At 70.8% G+C, this 15,932-nt stretch carries 14 protein-coding genes and 1 tRNA gene; 10 read left to right on the forward strand and 5 right to left on the reverse strand.

The window, feature by feature from the left end:
- Position 1: 1 nt before the first annotated feature.
- Positions 2-928 carry a lytic polysaccharide monooxygenase gene (locus ABGB10_RS07175; protein ID WP_347660058.1) on the reverse strand — a complete coding sequence of 309 codons (927 nt, stop codon included), beginning with the start codon at positions 926-928 and terminating at the stop codon, positions 2-4.
- A 124-nt stretch (positions 929-1,052) separates the two neighbouring features.
- Between ABGB10_RS07175 and ABGB10_RS07180 the strand changes: the two genes are divergently transcribed.
- Positions 1,053-1,175, forward strand: coding sequence for a 50S ribosomal protein L36 (locus ABGB10_RS07180; protein ID WP_030331473.1), 123 nt, complete (start codon positions 1,053-1,055; stop codon positions 1,173-1,175).
- A 100-nt stretch (positions 1,176-1,275) separates the two neighbouring features.
- Here the strand turns inward: ABGB10_RS07180 and ABGB10_RS07185 are convergent, their stop codons facing one another.
- Together ABGB10_RS07185 and ABGB10_RS07190 are read right to left on the reverse strand one after the other, a co-directional pair.
- A complete protein-coding gene (locus ABGB10_RS07185) occupies positions 1,276-2,667 on the reverse strand; it encodes a fatty acid--CoA ligase family protein (RefSeq protein ID WP_347660059.1) in 1,392 nt (463 codons plus the stop codon).
- Positions 2,657-4,195 (reverse strand): NAD(P)-binding domain-containing protein, encoded by a 1,539-nt coding sequence (locus ABGB10_RS07190; RefSeq protein ID WP_347660060.1) that lies wholly within the window; start codon positions 4,193-4,195, stop codon positions 2,657-2,659. Before ABGB10_RS07190 ends, ABGB10_RS07185 begins: the two co-directional genes overlap by 11 nt.
- A gap of 63 nt (positions 4,196-4,258) precedes the next feature.
- On the opposite strand from ABGB10_RS07190, the gene ABGB10_RS07195 reads away from it, so the two are divergent.
- The 8 genes from ABGB10_RS07195 to ABGB10_RS07230 all read left to right on the forward strand — a co-directional run bounded on the left by ABGB10_RS07195 (position 4,259) and on the right by ABGB10_RS07230 (position 13,175).
- Entirely contained in the window at positions 4,259-5,773 is a 1,515-nt protein-coding gene (locus ABGB10_RS07195) for an aromatic amino acid ammonia-lyase (protein WP_347660061.1), read from the forward strand.
- Positions 5,763-7,328 carry an NAD(P)-binding domain-containing protein gene (locus ABGB10_RS07200; protein WP_347660062.1) on the forward strand — a complete coding sequence of 522 codons (1,566 nt, stop codon included), beginning with the start codon at positions 5,763-5,765 and terminating at the stop codon, positions 7,326-7,328. The genes ABGB10_RS07195 and ABGB10_RS07200 overlap by 11 nt, the downstream gene beginning before the upstream one ends.
- Position 7,329: 1 nt before the next feature.
- Positions 7,330-8,319 carry an alpha-hydroxy acid oxidase gene (locus tag ABGB10_RS07205; RefSeq protein WP_347660063.1) on the forward strand — a complete coding sequence of 330 codons (990 nt, stop codon included), beginning with the start codon at positions 7,330-7,332 and terminating at the stop codon, positions 8,317-8,319.
- Positions 8,316-9,566: a cytochrome P450 gene (locus ABGB10_RS07210; protein ID WP_347660064.1), complete on the forward strand. Its 1,251-nt coding sequence runs from the start codon at positions 8,316-8,318 to the stop codon at positions 9,564-9,566. The genes ABGB10_RS07205 and ABGB10_RS07210 overlap by 4 nt, the downstream gene beginning before the upstream one ends.
- Complete coding sequence (locus ABGB10_RS07215; protein ID WP_347660065.1) at positions 9,566-10,825, forward strand: cation:proton antiporter; 1,260 nt, start codon at positions 9,566-9,568, stop codon at positions 10,823-10,825. The genes ABGB10_RS07210 and ABGB10_RS07215 overlap by 1 nt, the downstream gene beginning before the upstream one ends.
- 65 nt (positions 10,826-10,890) lie before the next feature.
- Complete coding sequence (locus ABGB10_RS07220) at positions 10,891-11,547, forward strand: response regulator transcription factor (RefSeq protein ID WP_347660066.1); 657 nt, start codon at positions 10,891-10,893, stop codon at positions 11,545-11,547.
- On the forward strand, positions 11,544-12,773 hold the full coding sequence (locus ABGB10_RS07225; protein WP_347660067.1) for a HAMP domain-containing sensor histidine kinase: 1,230 nt from the start codon (positions 11,544-11,546) through the stop codon (positions 12,771-12,773). The genes ABGB10_RS07220 and ABGB10_RS07225 overlap by 4 nt, the downstream gene beginning before the upstream one ends.
- Before the next feature lie 141 nt (positions 12,774-12,914).
- Positions 12,915-13,175, forward strand: coding sequence for a YciI family protein (locus tag ABGB10_RS07230; protein ID WP_347660068.1), 261 nt, complete (start codon positions 12,915-12,917; stop codon positions 13,173-13,175).
- 85 nt (positions 13,176-13,260) lie between these two features.
- Here the strand turns inward: ABGB10_RS07230 and ABGB10_RS07235 are convergent.
- Positions 13,261-13,333 (reverse strand) — tRNA-Ala (locus ABGB10_RS07235).
- A gap of 89 nt (positions 13,334-13,422) precedes the next feature.
- A complete protein-coding gene (locus ABGB10_RS07240) occupies positions 13,423-14,013 on the reverse strand; it encodes a YqgE/AlgH family protein (RefSeq protein ID WP_347660069.1) in 591 nt (196 codons plus the stop codon).
- A gap of 321 nt (positions 14,014-14,334) precedes the next feature.
- Between ABGB10_RS07240 and mdlC the strand changes: the two genes are divergently transcribed.
- The gene (gene mdlC / locus ABGB10_RS07245; protein WP_347660070.1) at positions 14,335-15,930 is read left to right on the forward strand and encodes a benzoylformate decarboxylase; all 1,596 of its coding nucleotides are present in this window, start codon (positions 14,335-14,337) and stop codon (positions 15,928-15,930) included.
- Positions 15,931-15,932: the final 2 nt, after the last annotated feature.

Here is a 15,932-nt window from a genome sequence, read left to right on the forward strand (position 1 = left end):
GTCACCAGATCCGACGCCGCCCGGCCCGGTGGTTACGGACCTCGCACTGGCGGCCCACGGGCGCGGCGGCATCGCGACGCCGCCGACTCGCGCCGATCAGCAGCAGCAGTAGGACCAGCACGACGGCGGCACCGGCCAGCACCGGCCAACGACCCCCGAGGTCGGTCACCGACGCCACCGGCACGCCCGGGTCGGCCGCCGCCGCCACCGCCGGGCCGCTGGTCGCCGGCCCACTCGCTGCGGTACGCGGCGCGCTCTTCGTCGCGGCGACCTTCGACGGAGTGGCCTTCGGGGTGGCGGTGGCCCTGGCGCCACGGAACACCACATCCGAGCAGGAGTAGTAGGTGTCCGGGGTGCTGGAGTTCTGCCAGATCGTGTAGATCAGGTGCCGGCCCGTACGGCCCGCCGGCAGCCGGCCCGCCAACTGGTACGCCCCGGCCCGCACCGGCGGGTCGGTAAGTGTCAGAAACGGGCGTGCTTCCAGGTCCGACCAGGTCAGCAGGGCCTTGGGGTCGTAGTCGGGTGTGGTGACGTAGAGCCGGAAGGTGCCCCGGTGCTCGATGGTGGTCCGGTACCGGAAGGTGAACTTCGCGCCGCTGGTCAGCTCGGTGCTCGGCCAGTCGGTGCGGGGCAGGTCCAGCCCTCGGTACGCGGACAGCCCGCCGCTGCACAGCTCACCGTCCGGGATCCGTTCCCGATCCCGACCGTTGATCGCGGAGACGCGCACGTTGTCCCATTCGCGGACCGCCGCGCCCGCCTTCACCGCCGCTCGGCAGGCGCTGGTGGCCGCGTACCGGCCCTCGGGCCCGCAGGCGGCCGCCCGGCTGACCGGGTCGGTGGGGGCGCCGTGGGCGGCGGCGGGTGTGGCTGCCAGGGGCACCGTCGCGGCGACGATCAGCACCAGGGCGAAGAGCCGGCGTACGGGCATGAGGACGACCTCCGCCCACTGGTACGGCTGGCGGGCGGCAAACGTTCGACGCCGACCGGGCGGGAATCCTCCGGGTGGGCGTGGCGTTTCGACACTCGGAACCGCTTGCACCGAGGAGGCAGAGATGAAGGTACGTAGCTCGTTGCGTGCGCTGAAGCAGAAGCCGGGTTCGGTGGTGGTCCGCCGTCGCGGCCGGACGGTCGTGGTGAACCGCGCCAACCCGCAGTGGAAGAGCCGCCAGGGCTGACCCCCGCCCTTACCGGACATACAGTCGACAACCGCCCTGACCGGGTCTTCCGGTCAGGGCGGTCTGCATTTAAGCGCGACGTCCACCCACGGGGTGGACGTCACACGTCGTCACGGAGCTGCCGGAGTTGGCTCTTGTCCGGTTTGCCGCTCGGCGCGAGCGGGACTCGATCGACGACCGTGACGGTTCGTGGCACCGCGAGATCGTTCACCCGTACGGCCACGAGCTTGCGTAACCCGTCCGGATCGGGCGTTCTTCCGGCCACCGGCACCACGAATGCGTGCACGGCCTCGCCGGTCATCTCGTCCGGACCCCCGACGACGTACGCCTCGGCGACCGCGGCATCGGCGGCGAGCGCCCGCTCCACCGGTCCGGCGTGGACGATCTGCGCGTTGACGATGATCACGTCCCGCGTGCGCCCGAGCAGCCGCAGGTATCCGTCGGCGCCCAGCTCCCCGAGGTCACGGGTACGCACCCAGCCGTCCACGAACACCTCGGCCGACTCGTCCGGGTCCTGCCAGTACGACGATGCCTGTGCGGGTGTGCGGACGTAGATCTCCCCGTCGCGAAGGGAGACGTCCACGGCCGGACGACCGACCGTGGCGAGCGTAGCCGCGTCGGTCACCATCTCGGCGGGGGTCACCATGGCGATCATCGACGTCTCGGTCTGCCCGTATCCGTGGAAGACCACCGGACCGAGCACGTCGAGCGCCTCCGCCAGTCGGCCCGGCGCGAGTGGCGACCCGGAGACCATCAGCGCCCGCAGGTGAGGCAGGTCCACCGGGTTGGAGCGCTGGTCCCGGATCAGCTGGTGCAGCTTGCCGACGGTGATCACGCTCGCCGTGGCCCGGTGTTCGACCAGGGCATCCGGGAAGACCGGCCGGGGCGCCACGACCAGGGTGCCGCCTGCCGCGAGGGCGAGGACGCCGTACTCCAGCATCACCTGACTGGCCAGCGAGCCGAAGACCAGGTAGCGCCGCAACCGGGTGGCCAGTTCGGCGATGGCCGGGGGCCACCGGTCCGGGTACGGGGCCCAGGCCGCCGACATGGCGGCATACGTCTGCACCACACCCTTCGGCGTCCCCGTGCTCCCACTGGTCCAGATGATCCGCGCGGGGTCCTCGGCCCGTCCCGCCGCGACGAGCGGCAGCCCGTCGTCGGGGTGCTCGGCGAGCGAGGCCAGCCGAGCCGAGTCGACCATGAGGGAGCCGGACAACTGTGCCGGGCTCAGGTCGGCACGCCACCCGGACACCCGCGCCCCGACGGCGAAGGCGGCCATCGTGGCGGCGAAGGCGGCGGCGGTGACCGGCAGATCGAGCGTCACACCCGCTCCTGGCCCCACGCCTGACGAGCGCAGCCCGGCCGTGATGCGCCGGATCAGACCCGCCATCGCCGAGGCGGTCGTGACGGTCGTCCCGTCCTCGAAGACCGGCCGATCGCCGCCGGCTTCCAGGAGGTCGAGGATGGGCTGCGGCCAGACGTCAGCGAGCATCGGCGAGGACACCCTTGACGAAGACCTCGAGGGGCTGCCGATGCACGGTCGGCAGGTCCCAGTTGTTCTCCAGGTTCTCCGCCAGGTGGTGCTCGGCGACGACCTGCCCGTCGCGCAGCACCCGCACGACGGGGTGGAGATAGCTGGCGTCCTGCGCGGCGTTCGCGTCGTTCTCGGCCGGACGCGGCACCGTGATGTCGAACGGGTCGACCTGGTCGTGGTCGGGGCCGTACTCCAGGGTGACCAGGAACGCGAACACGTCCGGCTCCGCGTCCCGCAGATAGGCGACCGGCACCTCCTCGCGGTAGCAGGCGGCTTCGCCCTCGACCGTGATGACGTCGCCGAGCACCGAGAACTGCTGCCACAGCGCCGAGGTCACGTTGATCCGGGCGATTATCGAATCGGCGATCGCCTCCGGCGTCAGGGCGATCTGCCGGGACGGCCAGGGCTGCCCGTGGTGCCGCTCGCGGAGGATGTGGTGCAGTGCGCGGGTGGCATAGCGGAAGCCGTGGATGAAGCCGTTCGTGGACTTCTTGAAATCACGCTGCTGGCTGAGGGTGCCGGCGAAGTAGAGACCGGGAACGTTCACCGACTCGAAGGCCGGAGTCTGCGCCGGGAACCGATCATTGATGACCAGCTCCGGCCGGGCGGACTCGGCGAAGATGGACGCGTCGAAGCGGAATCCGGTGCAGAGGATGACCCGGTCGTACTCGATCTCGCGCAGATTCTCGACCGTCCGGGCGTACCGGAAGAGCACCCGGAACCCACCGCCCTCCCGCTGGCTGATCTGCTCCACAGTGCCGTCCAGGACGGCGTTCTGTGACTTCAGCTGATAGGTGTCCAGGAAGTTGTTGTTCACCGCGCGCAGATGCCCGACGTAATGGGACTGCCAGGCCAGCTTGATGGAGTGCGGCCCGGCGACGTGAATCGTGGCGGCGGTCTCGGTGAGCGCGTCCGCGGTCTCGAAGGCCGAGTTGCCCTTACCGATGATCAACACCCGTTGGTTGACGAAGTCGGCGGGGTCGACGCTTACGGTGTCGTAGCGCTCGGCCAGGTCCGCGCCCTCGATCGGCGGCAAGTAGAGCTGGGAGACACCGGTGGCGACGACGACTCTCCGTGCCGCCCAGCTCTGGTCGCCGGCCCGCACGGTGAACACGTCCCCGGTCTTCGACACGGAGGTCACCCGGGTGTCGTAGCGGACGCTCAGACCCCGTGCAAAGTCGGCGAGATAACGCACGAGATCGTCCGCGGCCGGGAAGTAACGGGTGCTGTAGTTCTTGAAGAGCAGCGCCGGATCGTCGGTCAGCAGCGAGTTCCAGTCCGACCGTAAATTGAACTCCGGGTCCGTCGACCCGGTCCACACCTTGTTGATCGAGATCAGCTGGCGATGCCGGGGATAGGTCTCGAAGAATGTGCCCGGCCGTGGGCCGCCCTCCAGCACCACGTAGTCGTGACCGTCGCGCTCGAGCAGGGCCGCGAGCTGTAGACCTGCTGGCCCGGCTCCAATGATCAGGCAATCGTGCGTCATGCGCCGCAATTTACTGAGGCAATTTCAGAACGCTCTGAGAAATTGCCTCTAACATCCGCTCCCATGACGATTGAGGTGGATTTGGCAGCACCCCTGCGCCTCGCCGACCTGCGCGTCGCAGCAGGCCCGGTCACTGTCGTGATCGGAGAGGAGGTGCGGAACCGAGTGGCGACCGCCCGCACCTTCCTCGGCAAGGCACTCGGCGACGACCGGGCGATCTACGGTGCCACCACCGGCTTCGGGGCGCTGGTCGGCTACGCCGGCCGAGCCGACCAGCGCGACCAGGCCGACAACACCCTCGCCCACCTCGGGGCGGGCCAGGGCCCGGACCTCGCCCCGGATGTCGTACGCGCGACGCTGCTGGTCCGCGCCTGGTCCCTGGCCCAGGGCGCGTCAGGGGTCTCGCCGCACGTGATCGACGCGCTCGCGGCCATGCTCCGCACGACGTTCACGCCGGCGATGCCCCGCCTCGGCTCGGTGGGAGCCAGCGGTGACCTGATCCCGCTCGGTGCCGCCGCCCAGGCGCTGCGCGGTCGCGGGCACGCGTACGTGGACGGCGTCCGGATGCCCGCCGGGGACGCCTTGACGAAGGCCGGCCTGGAGCCGCTGCCGCTCGACGGCCGGGACGCACTCGCGCTGGTCAACGGCACGTCGCTCACCACGGCGGCGCTGGCCCTCGCCCTGGGGCGGGTCCGCACCTCGCACCGCGTGGTGCAGACGTTGACCTGCCTGCTCGCCGACCTGCTCGGCTGCGATCCACAGTTCCTCGATCCCGCCCTCCTCGCCGCGTACGGCCACCCGGGCGCCATCGAGGTCGGCACCGCGATGCGGGAGTCCTCCGCGGGCCTCCGGAAGTCCGGCACGAGACCGTTGCAGGAGCCCTACAGCATCCGCTGCGCGCCGCAGTTGCTCGGAGCGGCCGAGGACGCCCTGCGCTATGTCGACGGCGTCGTGGCGGCGGACCTCGGCGGGGTGAGCGACAACCCACTGTTCTTCCCGGCCGACGACAAGGTCGTGCACGGCGGCAACTTCTTCGGCCAACCCGCCGCGTTCGCCGCAGACGTCCTGTCCATGGTGATCGCCCAGGTCGGCAACCTCGCCGAGCGCCAACTCGACCTGCTCGTGGATCCCGGGCGCAACGGCGGACTGCCGCCGATGCTCGCGGCGGGACCAGGTCAGCAGCACGGGCTGCAGGGCGTACAGCTCGCGTCGACCGCGCTCATCGCCGAGATCAGGCGCGACTCCGTGCCCGCAAGCCTGCAGAGCCTCCCCACCAACCTGCACAACCAGGACGTCATCCCGCTCGGCACGCAAGCCGCTCTCCGCGCCGTGGACCAGGCGGAGCTGCTGCGTCTGATCACCGGTTCGCTCGGGCTCGGGCTGCGCCAGGCGGCGCACGTGGGGGCGCGCCGGCCCACGGCGGTGGGCTGTGACCGCGTCCTTCGGGCGTTGGAGGAGATCCCCCCGATCGACCCGGACCGGCCGCTCGACGAAGACGTGCGAAGGACGGCCGCAATTCTGGAAGAGCTTGAAATCTCTCTGATTTCCGGCTCGTACGGTGAGCGCCGTGACGCTTGATTATCTGATCATCGGAGCCGGTCCGGCCGGCCTTCAACTCGCCGCCCTGCTCGAGGCCGACGGCAAGCGTGACTATCTGGTGCTGGAGGGCGCCGACGGGCCGGGGGCATTCTTTGCCACCTATCCGCGGCACCGCCAACTCATCTCGATCAACAAACCGCACACGGGCACCGACGACCCCGAGCTGAATCTGCGGCTCGACTGGAATTCCCTGCTCACCGACGACCCGGCGCTGCTGTTCACGCAGTACACCGAGCGGTACTTCCCCGACGCCGACGTGATGGTGCGATACCTCGCCGACTTCGCGGCGAAGACCGGCGTCAAGGTCAGTTACGGCACCCGGGTGACCCGCGTGTCCAAGCACGACGACGTGTTCACGGTCGAGGCCGGTGACCGGCGCTGGAGGGCCCGCGCGGTGATCGTCGCCACCGGCGTGTCGAAGACCTACGAGCCGGACATCGCAGGATTCGAGCTGGTCGAGGGGTACGACGTGATGAGCGTCGAGCCACGTGACTATCTCGACCAGAAGGTGCTGATCATCGGCAAGGGCAACTCCGCCTTCGAGACCGCCGAGAACCTCATGGAGACCACGACGCTGATCCACGTCGCGGGGCCCAGCTCGGTCCGGATGGCGTGGCGCACCCATTACGTCGGGCACCTGCGCGCGGTGAACAACAACTTCCTCGACACCTATCAGCTCAAGTCGGCGAACGCGATCCTCGACGGCACGGTCAGGAGCATCGAGCGCGACGGCACGGGCTACAAGGTCAAGTTCAGCTTCTCGCGGGCGAACGAGGTCGTGAAGGAACTGCATTACGACCGGGTGCTCGGGTGCACGGGATTCCGTTTCGACGCCTCGATCTTCGACGCCTCGGCCCGACCCCAGCTCGCCATCAGGGACCGATTCCCGGCACAGACCGAAGCATGGGAGTCGGTGAACGTCCCGGGGCTGTTCTTCGCCGGGACGATCTCCCAGGAACGCGACTTCAAGAAGTCCACGAGCGGTTTCGTGCACGGCTTCCGCTACGCCGTGCGCGCATTGCACAGGATCCTCTCCCGTCGGTACGACGCCACGGACTGGCCGTCCGACACGCTCGCCGCCGAGCCGCCAGCCATGGCCGCGGCCGTCATCGAACGGGTCAACCGCACCTCGGCCCTGTGGCAGCAGTTCGGGTTCCTCGCCGACGTGCTCACCGTCGCCGGACCCGAGGCTCGCTACCACGAGGAGGTCCCGGTGGACTACTTCGTGTCGACCGGCCTACGCACCACCGAGCACGACTACGACCAGGCATTCGTGGTCACTCTGGAGTACGGCCCCGACCACGACCAGGTCGACCCGTTCGACATCACCGTGTCCAGAGTGGCCCAGGACGTCGTGGGGCAGGCGCACGACGCGGCGTACCTGCACCCGGTCGTCCGTTACCACCGCACAGGCCAGCTGATCAGCACGCACCACCTCGCCGAGAACCTGGAGAACCGGTGGGACCGGCCCGACGTCCACGTGCGGCCGCTGCAGGAGTTTCTGAGCCGCTGCCTCTCCGGCGCCGAGGGCTGACATGGACCCGGTCCACCAGGACTTCCTCGAGGGTGGGGCCGGGCGGGAGCGCACCCTGACCGCCAACGAGCGGGCCTTCGAGCGGCGGTGGCTCGTGCCACGGGTGCTGCGGGCGACCGGTGAACGGGACCTGCGGACCACGGTGGCCGGCACGTCGCTGGCCGTCCCGGTCCTGGTCGCTCCGACGGCCTTCCATCGACTCGCGCACCCCCACGGCGAGGCGGCCACCGCGCGGGGGGCCGCGGCGGCCGGCACGGCGATGGTGGTCAGCATGGCCGCCACCCAGCCGGTCGAGGAGATCGCGACGGCGGGCGGGGCCCTGTGGTTCCAGCTGTACCCGCAACCCGATCTCGACTTCACGGAGTACGTGGTCAAGCGCGCCGAGTCCGCCGGATGCCGGGCGCTCGTGGTGACCGTGGACTCCCCGGTCTTCGGACGGCGCGAGCGTGACCTGCGCAACGGCTTCACGGACCTGCCGCCCGGCTACGCCTGCGAGAACATGCGCGACGGGACCGGCCGGGTGCGCTCGATCGCGATGGACCCGACGGCGGGGTGGGATCGGATCGCGTGGCTGCGCGGCGTCACGGGACTACCGATCCTGCTCAAGGGCATCCTGCATCCCGCGGATGCCCGCCTCGCGGTCGAGCACGACGCCGCCGGTGTGATCGTGTCCAACCACGGTGGACGACAGCTCGACGGGGCGATTCCCACGCTCGACGCGCTGCCCGCAGTCGTGGCAGCCGTGAACGGGCAGATCCCGGTGCTGCTCGACGGGGGTGTGCGGAGCGGCACCGACGTGGTGATCGCGCTGGCGCTCGGGGCGCGGGCGGTGCTGGTGGGGCGTCCGGTGGTGCGGGCGCTCGCGGCGGGCGGGGCGGTGGGCGTACGGGAAGCTCTCGAACGACTCACCACCGAACTGGATCAGGCCCTCGCCCTGGCAGGAGCGCAGCGACCGGCCGACCTGACGCCCGACCAGGTGGCGACCCGGTGAGGGCCGTGGTCGGCCTCCGAGAGTGGATCTTCGAGCGGGTCAACGGGACCGAGGGCATTCCCGTCCCCGGGCCGCTGGTGGGGCCGGAGGACTTCGAGCGGGTCTACAGCGATCCGGCAGCCGACGGGCGCAGCCGCGGGGCCGGCCTGTCGGACCTCTTCTGGTACTGGCTCGCGCCCGGTCCGCAGATGCATCAGGAGCACCTCGAACCCGGCGAGCCGTACCGGACGGTCGCACGGACGACCCGGCAGGTGCTCGCCCTCCCGCACGCGCGCTCCGACGAGCTGGCGACGGCCGCGACCCGGCGGATCCTCGACGCGCTCCCGGCCGACCGGATCAGCCACGTGCGGCTACGTGACCTGATGATGCCGATCTGGGCCGAGGTCTCGTACGAGCTGGTGTTCGGCGCGCCCTGCCCGCGCGACGTCCGCGATCTCATCGTGGCGCACGCCGACGACGTGGTCACCGCCCTGAAGGGGATGAGTCTGCGGCACATGTCCCGGCGGGTTCGGCTGACCCGCTACCTGCTGGACCGGATCGACGCGGGGACGTGCCCGGTCGTGCTGCCGCCGCCCTTCACCGCCCTGGAGACCGCCTGGTACCTGCAGGGCGCGTTCTTCAACACGGCTGTGGTGCAGATGTCGGAGGCCATGGCGCACATCCTGCTCTGCGCCGGGGCCGTCACGGACACGTCGAACGGGTCGCTCGACCGGATCATCGACGAGACGCTGCGTGTGCACCCGCTGTTCGGTATCGCGCACCGGATCACCTCCGGACCCATCACCGTGGGCGATCACGTCCTCCCCACCGGATCGGTGCTGCTCTTCAACTATCTGTCCTATCAGCGCACCGGTCCCGCCGCGGACGACGACTTCAACCCGGACCGCTGGCTGTCGTTGCGCCGGCAGGACGCCCATTTCATCCCGTACGGCGTCAACGCCAACCGGGCCTGTCCGGCGCGTGGCTCCGCCCCCGTCCAACTGCGCGCGGCAACGCGGGAGGTGCTGCGGCGATTCTCGGTCAGCTCGTCGGCAGCGCACACCCGCTCGCTGCCGAGCCGCGGTCCCGCGTACCTGACGCCCCGGGGTCTCCCCGGTCCGGGCCGCAACCGGCTCGCCCTCATGCGGCAGCGCGACCGACTCTTCGACGTGGGGCGCTCGGTCAAACAGCTCCTCTGCGGCACCTGGATGGTCGTCGACGCCCGGCGACAGAAGTTGTGCACCCGATTCTTCGAGGAGACCGGCTGATGACCCCCACCGAGCTCGCCCCGCGGTTCTTCATCGCGGTCGCGGTCATTCTGCTGTTCTGCAAGCTGGTCGCCTGGCTCCTCGGCAAGGTGGGTCAGCCCGCCGTGGTGAGCGAGATGCTCGCCGGGGTGCTGCTCGGCCCGTCGCTGCTCGGCCTGCTCTGGCCGGGCGCGCAGGCCGCGCTCTTTCCCGCGCCGCTGCTGCCGATCCTGTACGTGGTCGGCCAGGTCGGGCTGGTGCTGTTCATGTTCCAGGCGGGGTACGCCTTCACCTCGCACCGGGTGACCGGGCTCGCGGGCACGGCGGGTGCGGTGTCGCTCGCGGGTGTCGCCGCTCCGCTGGTGCTGGGGATCCTGCTGGTCCTGGGTATGGCGGGCTTCGTCCCGATCCGCACGGACGGTGTGTCGCTCGGTGTGTCCGCGGCGTTCGTCGGCGTGGCGCTGGCGATCACGGCCTTCCCGATGCTCGCCCGGATCATCACGGAGCGCGGCCACGCCGGCACCCGCTTCGGGTTGCTCGCCCTGGCCAGCGGCGCGATCGACGACATGGTCGCGTGGATCATGCTGGCCGCGGTGCTGGCGTTCGCCTCGGGCGCGGTCGGCCCGGCCCTGGTCTGCGCCGGTGGTGCGCTGCTGTTCGGGGTGCTGCTGTGGCTGGGTGGGCGGCGGGTGACCGGCTACGTCATGGGGCTCCCGGGCGACCGCGCGCGGCTGCTCGGCACTGTGGCACTGCTCTTCCTGGTCGCCTGGTACACCGACGAGATCGGGCTCTACGCGGTCTTCGGTGCCTTCGCGGTCGGCGTGGTGATGCCGCGCTCCGAGCAGACCGACAGGGTGGTCGACACGCTGACGCCGATCGCCGCGACGGTGTTCCTGCCGCTGTTCTTCACCTACTCCGGGCTGCGCACCGAGTTCGCGCTGCTGGGCAACCTGGCCGTGCTCGGCTTCGCCGCCGCGTGCGTGGCCGTGGCGATCGCCGGCAAGTTCGGCGCCTGCTGGGGTGCGGCCCGGCTGCGGGGCGAGCCGAACAGCGTCGCGCTGCGCGTCGGCGCCCTCATGAACGCCCGGGGCCTGATGCAGCTGATCGCCCTGAACGTGGGGCTGGAGGCGGGCATCGTGAATCCGTCGCTCTTCACCGTGCTGGTGCTGGTCGCGCTCGTCACGACACTCATGACGACACCGCTGCTCAGCTGGATCGAGCGGCGCGAGGCGCGTGCCGCGACTTCTACACCGTCGCTCGTGTCTGCCGGAACCCCGTAGATTGATTGTTTGAGGAGACAAGTTTCACAGCACATTGAAACATTTCTATGTGTCACCATCCTTGTATGACTCGACTCCTGCTCGTCGAGGACGACTCGGAGCTACGCGGCATGGTGGCCGAGACCCTGACCGACGAGGGATACGTCGTCGACCAGGCCCCCGACGGCCAGCGCGGCCTGCACCTGGGGCTCACCCGGCCCTACGACGTGATGGTGATCGACCGGCTACTCCCCGCCCTCGACGGGCTGGACCTGGTCGTCCGGCTGCGCTCCCGCGCGGTGGTCGCCCGGGCGCTGCTGCTGACCGCGCTCGGCACCGTCCACGACCGGATCGCCGGCCTCGACGCGGGCGCGGACGACTACCTGACGAAACCCTTCGACCTGGACGAGCTGAGCGCCCGCATCCGGGCCCTCTGCCGCCGGACCTCCGAGTCGACCGAGGTGCTGCGGCTCGGGCCGGGCCAGCTCGACCTCTCCGTGCGCGACGCTGTCCTGCCCGACGGCACCCGGATCGCCCTGTCCGCACGCGAGTTCGAGCTGCTGCGGGTACTCGCGGCCCGGCCGCACACCGTCCACTCCCGTTCCGAGCTGCGCAGCCGGGTCTTCGACGAGGCGGCCGCGGCGTCCCTGGTCGACACGTACGTCTACTACCTGCGGCGCAAGCTCGGCCGCTCGGTGATCCGGACCGTGCACGGCCTCGGCTACCGGCTGGGAACCCTGTGAGCTTCGAGGACACCATGCTGCGCCGGGCCAGGGTGCGGGTCAGCATGCTCGTCGGGCTCACCATCACGGCGCTGCTCGCCCTGGGCGCCGCCATCTCCTATGCCACACTGCTGCACAGCCAGCACGAGCAGATCGAACGAGAGCTCACCTACGGCGCGGTCCACGGCACCATCGACGGACCGCCGGGCTGCAACTGGATCATCCTGTACGACGGCGGCCGCATCGACCCGGGAAGGAACCCACCACCTCCGGGTTTCCCACTGCGGTCCGCCATCGACGCGGTGGCCCTCGACCGTCAGGTTCGCAGCGACAAGATCAACCGCAACGGCACGACCTACTACGTCCGCACCCAGCCGCGCGGCACGGGCGTGGTGCAGGCGGTGTTCGACGCCCGCTTCCAGCTCTCCGATCGGCGTCACCTGCTCGCCGCCTTCCTCCTGGCCGCGATGGTCGGCATCGCCGCGGCAGTGCTCACGGGCATCGTCGTCGGCCGCCGGGCCGTGGCACCGCTCGCCGAGGCGCTCAACCGGCAACGCCGCTTCGTCGCCGACGCCAGCCACGAGTTGCGCACCCCCATCGCCCAGGTCCACACCCGCGCCCAGATACTGGCCCGCCGCGCGGGCGCCGACCGCGCCGACTACGACCGCCTGATCCAGACCACCCGCCGCCTCGGCGAGATCGTCGACGAACTCCTGCTCTCCGCCCGCCTCGCCGCCACCCCGGCCGACCGGCGCCCCTCCGAACCCGTCAACCTGGCCCGCCTCGCTGCCGAGGCCGTCGACTGCGAGGCCGACCGCGCCGCGGAGCAGGGTGTCCAGGTACACCTGACCGTCCCGGACACTCCGGTCCTCGTCCCCGGAGTCGCCTCGGCCCTGCGCCGCGTGGTCGGCGAGTTGCTCGCCAACGCCCTCACCCACACCCCGACCGGCGGCCGCATCGACGTCACCCTCCGCGCCTCCCGCCGCGACGCGGACCTGGTGGTCACGGACAGTGGAGCGGGCTTCGACCCCGCCGACGCGAGGCTCCTCTTCGACCGCTTCCACCGCGGTGCCGGGGCCAAGGACCGGCGCTTCGGTCTGGGCCTGGCCCTCCTGCGCGAGGTGGTGACCAGCCACGGCGGAACGATCTCCACCGACAGTCGGCCCGGCGCCGGGGCGACCTTCACTGTCCGCCTACCGACGATTTCGCCACGGGTGTCCGCAACGGGTGCGACCCCAGCGGCGTGACTTCTGCGAATCGGGCCAACGCGCGTCTGTCGGCCCTTGCAGTGGCCTCCGTGGCCCCGCGCCGGACGTCCTCGGTGCGGCGGCGACGGCACCACGCATCGACTAGGGTGCTCCGGTAGACCGCCCTCAGGAGGAGGAACCGTGTTCATCTTGGAGCTGTCCTTCGGCGACGAACCCGACCGGCTCGCCGCTCGGCCCGCGCACCGGGAACGTCTCCAGGCGCTGCGTCAGGAGGGCCGCCTGGCCATGGCCGGGCCGTTCTCCGACGACTCCGGCGCGCTCCTGATCTTCGACGTCGCGGACGCCGAGGCGTTCGCCGCGATCGTCGCGGCGGACCCCTACTACCGCACCCGCGGGGTGACGATCGTCAGCCAGCGGGAGTGGTCACCGATCGTCCGCTAGGCGCTGGTCGCGCCGAAGACCGCAAAACAATCAGCGGCCTAGCGGATGATCTCCGACTAAGCCGCTGACCTGCGGTGCAACAAGGTGGAGCCGAGGGGACTCGAACCCCTGACCCCCACACTGCCAGTGTGGTGCGCTACCAGCTGCGCCACGGCCCCTTGCTGTCGTCCCGGTCGCCCGGGCACTGGGAAACTATACACAGACCGGCCGGCATGGTCATCTCGCGGGGTCCCCACGCCGAGCCGGGTCAGTTGAGCGCCACGTCCGGGGGGAAGTGCGCGACGGCGGCCATCATCCCGCCCTGCCGGCGCAGCACCATCGGCCACAGGTCGTCGGGTCGGTCGACGAAGGCGTCACCGGGCAGCGCGTCCAGCACGAACCAGGAGCCGTCGGCGATCTCCTGCTCCAACTGGCCGCTGCCCCAGCCCGAGTAGCCGGCGAAGACCCGGATGGCACCGAGGCCCTCCCGCAGCCGCTCCGGATCGACCGAGAGGTCGATCGTGCCGACCGCTCCGGAGACCTGGTGGAAGCCCTTGAGCCGACGCATCGGGTGTCGCATGCGGGCCAGACAGATGGCCGAGTCGGGCTGCACCGGGCCGCCCTCGAACAGCACCGCCGGGTGGCGGGCCAGGTCACTCCAGTCGCCGAGCACGTCGGCCACCGGCACCTCAGTGGCGCGGTTCAACACCACGCCGAGCGCACCGCCCGGCTCGTGGGCGACCAGCAGCACCACCGTACGGTCGAAGTTCGGGTCCTTGAGCGCCGGAGTCGCGACCAGCAGCCGCCCGGTCATCGACTCCATCGCTCGTCCGCCGATCGCCTGGCCCTCTCCCTGCATCCCACACACCCATCAACCGTGAGCCCGCGCCGGGGATCGGTCATCTGCCGGATCCGACCGGGGCGCCGGGATCGGCCGCGCTGTCAACGCCATGCCTGGCACCATAGCCTGCGTCCCGGGCGCTGGCTAAGGTCTGACCGGCAGGTGATCGGACAGTTAAGACCCAGATTCGACAGCCCCGACGGCGAACCTCCTGGTGATCGATGCTCTTGGCCACAGTCGGTGGAGAAACGCCCGAAAGGTCCGTCACATCCCGATAGATTCGGCTGATCGGGAGGGTGACCGCGGTTGTCCCTGCCCGCGACACGGAGGCGGGTGGCGATGGCAACGGTTCGGGACGCGACGTACGACGTGCTCCGCACCCTCGGCATGACCACGGTCTTCGGCAACCCCGGCTCCACCGAGGAGCCGTTCCTCCGGGACTTCCCCGCCGACTTCCACTACGTCCACGCGCTGCACGAGGCGACTGCGGTGGCGATGGCCGACGGGTACGCCCAGGCCAGCGGAACGCCTGCCCACGTCAACCTGCACACCGCTCCGGGCACCGGCAACGGCATGGGCAACCTGGTCACCGCCTGGCACAACAAGACCCCGCTGATCGTCACCGCCGGCCAGCAGACCCGGGAGATGCTGCTGCTCGAACCCCGGCTGGCCAACCGTCGACCCACCGAGCTTCCCCAGCCGTACGTCAAGTGGGCCTACGAGCCGGCCCGGGCGCAGGACATCCCCGCGGCGGTGCTGCGGGCGTACGCGACGGCGGTGCAACCACCCGCCGGGCCGGTCTTCCTCTCGCTGCCGATGGACGACTGGGCCCAGCCGGCCGACCCACCGCCCGCGCCGCGCTCGGTGGCCACCCGGTTCGCACCGGACCCGGAGCGGTTGGACGAATTCGCCCGGATCCTCGCCGGCAGCCGCAACCCGGTCCTGGTGTACGGGCCAGGGGTGGACCGCTCCGGCAGTTGGCCGACCGCGGTGGCGCTGGCCGAGCTGTTGGCCGCACCGGTCTGGTCGGCCCCGGCCACCGAGCGGGCCGTGTTCCCCGAGGACCACAACCACTTTCGCGGGGTGCTGCCGTACGCGATCGGGCCGCTGGCCGAGGCCCTGCGTGGGCACGACACGGTGCTGGTCGTCGGCGCACCGGTGTTCCGCTACTACCCGTACGTACCGGGCGGGCACCTGCCCGACGGCGCCCGACTGCTGCACGTCACAGACGACCCGGACGAGGCCGCGCGAGCCCCCGTCGGTGACAGCCTGCTCAGCGACCCGGGGCTGGCCCTGGCCGCGATTGTCGAACGGGTGCCGCCGAGCGACCGGCCGCCACCCACGCGACGGGACGCACTGCCACCGCCCGAGATCACCGCCCCGCTGAGCGCCGACGCCCTGTTCGCCGCGCTGGCCGCGCACTGGCCGGCGGACGGCGTGCTGGTCCAGGAGTCACCCTCCAATCTGTCCGCGCTGCGCCGTCAGGTCAAGATCAGACGCCCGGCGTCGTACTTCACCATGGCCAGCGGAGGCCTCGGCTACGGCCTGCCGGCCGCGATCGGGGTGGCCCTCGCCGAGCGGGACGCCGGGCGTGGGCGACCGGTGGTGGCGGTGATCGGTGACGGCTCGTTCCACTACTCGGTACAGGCGCTGTGGACCGCCGCGCGCCTCGCCCTCCCGGTGGTGGTGGTCGTCCCGGTCAACAAGCAGTACGCGATCCTGAAGGCGTTCGCCGAGCTGAAGGACACTCCCGGGGTGCCCGGACTGGACCTGCCCGGGTTGGACATCATCGCGATCGCGGCCGGCTACGGCTGCGCGACCGAGGTGGTGGAGACCCCCGATCAGCTCGGCGTCGCGCTCGACGCCGGGCTGCGCGCCGACCGACCCACCGTGTTGGCCGTACCGATCAGCACCGACGTGCCGAGCATCCTTTGAGC

The organism is Micromonospora sp. B9E7 (assembly GCF_039871815.1).
Lineage (GTDB): Bacteria > Actinomycetota > Actinomycetes > Mycobacteriales > Micromonosporaceae > Micromonospora.